This window comes from Jeotgalibacillus soli (assembly GCF_000829435.1).
GTDB classification, from domain to species: domain Bacteria; phylum Bacillota; class Bacilli; order Bacillales; family Jeotgalibacillaceae; genus Jeotgalibacillus; species Jeotgalibacillus soli.
In genome coordinates this window covers 58,266-65,399 of the sequence record NZ_JXRP01000008.1, presented here as the reverse complement: position 1 = coordinate 65,399, position 7,134 = coordinate 58,266, and the positions used below count along the sequence as shown (strand labels likewise).

Here is a 7,134-nt window from a genome sequence, read left to right as displayed (position 1 = left end):
TTGTTTAGTTTTCAAGGTTCAAGGTGTTTCTCATTGCGTTGCTCTCTCAAGCGACCAATCTATCATAACATTTTATCAGATGTTATGTCAACAACTTTTTTAATTTCATTTTGTTGTTTAATTAAGCATTAATCGTTCGCCAGAAGCGACAAGAAATAATATAACATTTTAAATCTCTCTTGTAAATAGCTATTTCTAAAAAACTATTGTTTTCTTGATTCTCTCTTTATTAATTGAAGAAAAAAGAAAACAAAAGACTAAATGGAACGATCCATTTCATTGTTCTCTTAAAAGACAACTCTGCTAAATTACCACAATTCCTAATCACGTCAATATATTACGACCACTTTTATTATACTTTGTATATCAGAATATTTCAACAATTTTTATAAAAAAAGAACTAGAGAGCGCACTCTCTAATTCTAATGAATGGTTATTTCACTTCAATAATATCTTTATCCCCTACATTTACATTCGTCTTCTTCACCTTTACTTCTTCTCCATTCATAAGATTGGTAAAAATGATAGGCGTAATAATTGAAGGAACTTTTGTTTTAACTTCTTGTAGATCTACTTTTAAAAGCGCCTGTCCAGCTTTCACTGTGTCGCCTTCTGCCACCAGCATTTCAAAGCCTTCCCCTTTTAACTTAACAGTATCTATACCGAAGTGAATAAGAATTTCTCTTCCACCTTCAGATTCAATCCCTACCGCATGCTTGGTAGGAGAAACATTGACGATTTTACCGTTAACAGGAGAGAATACTTCGCCAGACTCGGGAAGAATCGCGAAACCATCACCCATCATTTTCCCAGAGAACACTTGGTCTGGAACTTCAGTAATCGGTAATAGCTGTCCTTTAATAGGTGCTACAAACGATTCATCATTGTTTATTTCATTGCGAATAGCTCCAGCAGTTGTTTCCTCTATTTCTTTTGATATTTCTTTTTGAGGATCAATCTTTGCTGGTCTTGGTGACTTTCCATCCATTATATCTTTCATTTGATGACGCAAACTATCCGAGCGCGGTCCAAAGATCGCTTGAATGTTATTGCCGACTTCAAGCACACCAGCTGCACCAAGTTTCTTTAATTCTTTTTTGTTTACTTGAGATGGCTCATTTACTTGAATACGAAGACGTGTGATACAAGCATCCAAACTAGAGATGTTGCTAGCACCGCCAAACGCCTCAAGGATATCATATGGTAAATCACCCGTAGCTGATGAACCGCTTGGAGAATCTGTATCTTCGTCTACTTCGCGTCCTGGTGTAGCAAGATTAAATTTACGGATTGCAAAACGGAAACCGAAGTAATAAATAACCGCAAATGCTGCTCCTACAGGAAGCACTAACCACCAGTTTGTTTGAGGATTTAACGTACCGAATAGAAGAAAGTCTATTAATCCTCCAGAGAAGGTCATTCCAATTTTAACATCTAATAAATGCATTGTTAAAAATGATAGACCTGCAAAGACTGTGTGTATTGCAAAAAGCAAAGGTGCTACAAACAAGAAAGCAAACTCGATCGGTTCAGTAATACCCGTTAAGAATGAAGTCAGTGCAGCAGAGCCCATAATTCCAGCTACGATTTTTTTACGTTCTGGACGTGCTTCATGGTAGATCGCAAGTGCAGCTGCCGGAAGTCCAAACATCATGAATGGATACTTACCAGCCATAAATGTACCTGCAGTTAAATTTTCAACACCATCTTTAATTTGAGCTTGGAAAATACGGTTATCACCGCGTACCACCTCTCCCGCTTGGTTCACATAGCTTCCGAACTCGAACCAAAATGGAGTATAGAAAATATGATGAAGACCAAACGGGATCAGCGCTCGTTCAATCACACCAAAAAGGAAAGCAGAAAGTGCAAGATTCGAGTGAATTAAGTTATTCGATAGAATGTTTAGACCACCCTGAATTGGCGGCCAAACAACAAGCATTAAAAGTCCAACAACAATTGCAGAACCCGCAGTTATAATAGGTACAAAGCGTTTCCCTGCAAAAAATCCTAAATAGGAAGGAAGTTCAATATTATAGAAGCGATTGTACATATAAGCAGCCAGTGCCCCCATAACAATACCGCCAAACACTCCTGTTTGCAGAGTTGGTATCCCCAACACTAAAGCGTGTGCGGGATCCACTGCTCCTCCTGAAATTCCTGTAACAGTATCAATATCAAGACCTAGCACAGTCCCCATCGTTGCATTCATGATTAAATAACCAACGATTGCAGCAAGTCCAGCTACACCGTCACCACCAACTAGGCCAATCGCTACCCCAACTGCAAACAATAAAGGCAAGTTGCTAAAAACAATATCTCCCGCTTCTTCCATAACACTTGCGATCATGTTAACCCAACCAGCCTCAAGAAATGGGGCAAGTTCTAGCAACGTTTCGTTCTGCAAAGCATTACCAAAAGCAAGTAAAATACCTGCTGCAGGGAGAATGGCAACTGGAAGCATAAGCGCTTTACCAATCTTCTGCAATGAACCAAATAATTTCTTAAACATGTGTATCCTCCTTTTTATGTTAGTTAGTATGTGATAAAAGTCAAATAAGCAAACAAAAAAGACATGAGAAAAGGAATAAGGGAAAAATAGACAAGCGTTAACATACACTTGACTGAAGTTCCAACATCCACTTTACTCATGCCTGATCGTATCAGTAACACGTAAAGATAATGACATAGTTGCATTATTTGATTTTATTCTGAATTCGCTGAAGATGCATCGTCAAATAGACGGCTTCTGCTTCGAAAACAGATTTTTTTAATGTTTGCTGCATGACTTTAATCAACTTCCATGAGAGATTATAGCACATTGGATATTCTTGTTTCAAGAGGGAAGCAATTTTTTCTGGTTCTTCAACGCGTTCTCCTCTGATAACCCTTTCAATTGTATAGCGCAAGTGACGAACAAGCCTCATATAATCCATACTTTCTTTATCAATCGTTACATCAAATTGTGATTCAATAAGCTGAACAAGCTTGCTGATCAACTGAGAATGTGAGTTAAGCTGATGAACATCCTTATTTACCATTGCACTATGGATGTGCAGAGCAATGAAACCAATCTCTCCTTCAGGTAAATAAATATGCGCCTTTTCATTAATCAACTGCACAACCTCTTTTGCAATTTCATATTCAAAGGGATATAGCACTCGTGTCTCAATTAAAAACGGATTAGAAATTGCCATTCCTCGCATTAAGCGGTTGACCGCAAAAACCAAGTGGTCAGTTAAAGCAACATGGATATGTTCATTTAAAAAAGACTTTGTACGTTCTCGTATAAGCTCGATGGAAGAGATAATGACTTTTAATAGTTCATCTTCAATATGCGGCAGCAATTTTTTAAATTGTTCCTGCTCTTCACGCTCTGTCAGCATAAATAGCTTTTCAATCTCATCTTGTTTAATGATGGAATCTGTTTGCCGTTTAAAACCAATGCCTTTCCCGATCAGCACTACCTCTATATCATGTTCGTTGCGGGCAATCAGAACATTATTATTTAAAATTTTAGCGATTTTATAGGCCATTACATTTATCACATCCGTTCGATTTCCTCAGTACCCCATATTGTAACAAAAAAAGAAGCCAATCGGTTAAATTGGCTTCTTTTTTATTCATTATTTAAGCAAGGAAAATAAAGTAAAGGACAAAGATCACGAACATTCCATACATAATCGGGTGAATTTCTTTTCTTCTTCCACTTACAATCATCGTAATTGGATATAAGATAAATCCAATCCCAATCCCTGATGCAATGCTATAGGTTAAAGGCATTGCAATAATTGTTAAGAAAGTAGGAACAGCGATTTCGAAGCGCGTCCAATCGATTTTACCCAATGCTGCAACCATTAATACACCTACAATGATTAAAGCTGGTGCTGTAACAGCACTTGTAATCACGGATAATAATGGAAAGAAAAAGATCGATAAAACAAAAAGTGCTGCCGTCACCACTGAAGCAAAACCAGAGCGAGCGCCTGCCGCTACACCGGCTGAAGACTCAATATAAGATGTGGTGGTAGAAGTTCCAAGTATCGCACCGGTAACTGTTGCCGTTGAATCTGCAAACAATGCTCTGCCGGCACGTGGAAGCTTGTTGTCTTTCATTAGACCTGCTTGATTTGTCACCGCAACAAGAGTACCTGCTGTATCAAAGAAATCAACAAATAAGAAAGTTAACACGACAACAAGAAAGTGAATGGTGAAAAGCTCTGCCGGCGAATTGAAGATGGACTCGAATGCCACTCCAAAAGTAGGCTCTAAGCTCGGCACCGCACCGACTACCGATTTCGGCGTATCAATTAAGTTGAAAATCATACCGACTATGGCTGTAATCACAATACCATAGAAAATACCACCTTTAATCTTACGAGTCATTAGGATAACCGTTAAAAAGATACCAAAGATAGCAAGAAGTGTATTTCCATTTGTTAAGTCACCTAACGAAACAAGAGTGGCATCGTTGTTTACAATAATCCCAGCATTTTTCAACCCAATAAACGTAATAAATAATCCAATACCAGCAGCAACAGCATATTTAAGCTCAGCAGGAATGGCATTAATAATTTTTTCACGCAAACCGCTAATCGTTAAAATCATAAAGATAATTCCAGAAAACATAACCCCGGTTAACGCTGTTTGCCAAGGAATCCCTTGGGTTAAAACAACAGAGTAAGCAAAAAATGCATTTAATCCCATACCTGGTGCCAGTGCAATTGGATATTTTGCGATAACACCCATAAAGAGTGAACCAATTGCTGCTGCTAAAGCTGTTGCAACAAACACCGCACCGTAATCCATGCGCATGGCATCTGGTAATCCATCTATATCCGCCATCGTCAGAGTGAGAGGATTTACCACCAAGATATACGCCATTGCAAGAAACGTAGTCAAGCCTCCAATAATCTCTCTGCGGTAGCTCGTGCCTAACTCTTCAAACTGAAAATACTTCTTCATCTATTTCCCTCCAAAATTGGTTCGTCGTCACCTTGCTTAAATGAAAAAACCCCTGAACGAAAACGTCGTTCAGGGGTGACTATTAGATAGTATGAATGGATATGGATCGATCTCTATAGAGTGATCAGGTCCGTTCAATACCTCGTAGTCAAGCCATTTACGGTAGCTTGGTAGAAACTTTCGAGCCTTATTCCCGATTTTATACGACGAATATAAAAATATTTAATTGTGATGCTGTGATTATAGCACCACAATTAAAGTGCGTCAACTACAAACACGAACATTGTGAAGAAAAAAATGGTTAATATTCGTTTATTCCCATTCAATAGTGGATGGTGGCTTGCTCGTAACATCATACACTACTCGATTGATGTTATTAACCTCATTGACCAATCGAACCGAAATTTTCTCAAGCACATCCCAAGGAATACGTGCCCAATCCGATGTCATTCCATCAATGGAAGTAACCGCACGGATGCCAATCGCATAATCGTATGTTCTCGCATCACCCATTACACCTACACTGCGAATGTCCGGAAGTACAGTGAAATACTGCCAAATTTCGCGATCAAGACCTGCTTTTTTAATTTCCTCACGCAAGATCCAATCTGACTCACGAACAATCTCAAGTTTTTCATCTGTAATTTCGCCAAGTACGCGGATGCCAAGTCCAGGACCTGGGAATGGCTGACGCCACACGATATCCTCTGGAATACCCAGCTCAGTTCCAAGCGCACGAACCTCATCTTTGAAAAGAGTATTCAACGGTTCTATAAGCTTAAACTCCATATCCTCCGGAAGTCCGCCTACATTATGATGAGATTTAATGGTTTGAGCAGTCGCTGTTCCACTCTCGATAATATCCGTATAAAGCGTTCCTTGAGCAAGGAAATCAATTCCATCAAGCTTTTTCGCTTCATCATCGAATACATAAATAAACTCGTTTCCAATTATTTTGCGTTTTTGCTCAGGATCTGATACTCCTTTAAGCTTATTCAAGAAGCGATCCTGTGCATCAATTTTAATTACATTCATATTAAAGCCTTCAGAGAAGGTTTTCATAACACTATCCGCTTCTCCTTTACGAAGAAGACCGTGATCTACAAACATACATGTAAGCTGGTCACCTATCGCTTTATGAATCAATACGGCTACTACAGAAGAATCAACTCCCCCGCTTAGCGCACAAAGAACTTTACGATCTCCGACTTCCTGACGAATTTTTTCCATTTCGATCTCAATGAAATTTTCCATTGACCAGTCACCTTTACAGCCGCAAGCGTTGAAAACAAAGTTTTTCAACATATCATTGCCATAAATGGAGTGACGCACCTCTGGATGGAATTGAACAGCGTAAAGTTTCTTTTCTTCATTACTGATTGAGGCAATTGGGCATGATGGGTTCGTTGCAACAATCTCAAATGATTCAGGAACCTCCACTACTAGGTCACCATGGCTCATCCAGACTGTTTGCTCCGTTGGAAGATTTTCAAATAAACCTTTTGCTTCTTGTATTTTAATTTCCGCTTTTCCATATTCACGGTGTTTTGCTTTTTCAACCTTGCCTCCAAAATGCATCGTCATAAGCTGCATGCCATAGCAGATTCCAAGGACTGGTATTCCTAAATCAAAAATGCGCTCATCGGCACGGAATGAATTCTCATCATAAACAGAATTCGGACCGCCTGAGAAAATAATACCTGAAGGGTTCATTTCCTTAATCTCTTCAACTGTAATAGTGTGAGGATGCAGCTCACTGTAGACACCAAACTCACGAATGCGTCGGGTAATCAACTGGTTATATTGGCTGCCAAAATCTAAAACTACGATCATTTCTTGATTGTGCATCTCTTCCTTACCTGCCATCATGTCACCTCATACGATCAAATTTAATTAGGATGAATACAGAATAAAAAAAAGCGCTAAACAAAAAAGGAGAGTATACTCCTTCCCTTCAAGCGCTCCATGCGTCCAATAACGGATGGCCTAAAAAAAAGAAGCAGAATGCCGTAAATTGGACATTCCCAGCACTTTTCTTTATTAGGCCACCCTCATAGTCAAATCATTTCCGGTGATTTGGTAGAGACATTCGAACCCTATTATCGAACATATATGAAGGGGTGTATTCTGTATCAGTTAATTTTATTCATTTTAACGTCTGTTTTACAG

At 39.0% G+C, this 7,134-nt stretch carries 4 protein-coding genes and 2 riboswitches; all 4 genes read right to left on the bottom strand.

From position 1 onward, the window contains the following. Nucleotides 1-433 precede the first annotated feature (433 nt). On the bottom strand, nt 434-2,512 hold the full coding sequence (gene ptsG, locus KP78_RS03120) for a glucose-specific PTS transporter subunit IIBC (RefSeq protein WP_041086241.1): 2,079 nt from the start codon (nt 2,510-2,512) through the stop codon (nt 434-436). Nucleotides 2,513-2,696: 184 nt separating this feature from the next. After that, a complete protein-coding gene (glcT, locus tag KP78_RS03115; protein ID WP_041086252.1) occupies nt 2,697-3,536 on the bottom strand; it encodes a glucose PTS transporter transcription antiterminator GlcT in 840 nt (279 codons plus the stop codon). 94 nt (nt 3,537-3,630) lie between these two features. Next, complete coding sequence (locus KP78_RS03110; RefSeq protein ID WP_041086240.1) at nt 3,631-4,965, bottom strand: NCS2 family permease; 1,335 nt, start codon at nt 4,963-4,965, stop codon at nt 3,631-3,633. A gap of 125 nt (nt 4,966-5,090) precedes the next feature. Continuing rightward, nucleotides 5,091-5,192, bottom strand: a riboswitch (purine riboswitch). An 85-nt stretch (nt 5,193-5,277) separates the two neighbouring features. After that, nucleotides 5,278-6,831 (bottom strand): glutamine-hydrolyzing GMP synthase, encoded by a 1,554-nt coding sequence (guaA, locus tag KP78_RS03105; protein WP_041086239.1) that lies wholly within the window; start codon nt 6,829-6,831, stop codon nt 5,278-5,280. Between the two features lie 168 nt (nt 6,832-6,999). Further along, a riboswitch (purine riboswitch) is annotated at nt 7,000-7,101 on the bottom strand. Between the last annotated feature and the right edge of the window lie 33 nt (nt 7,102-7,134).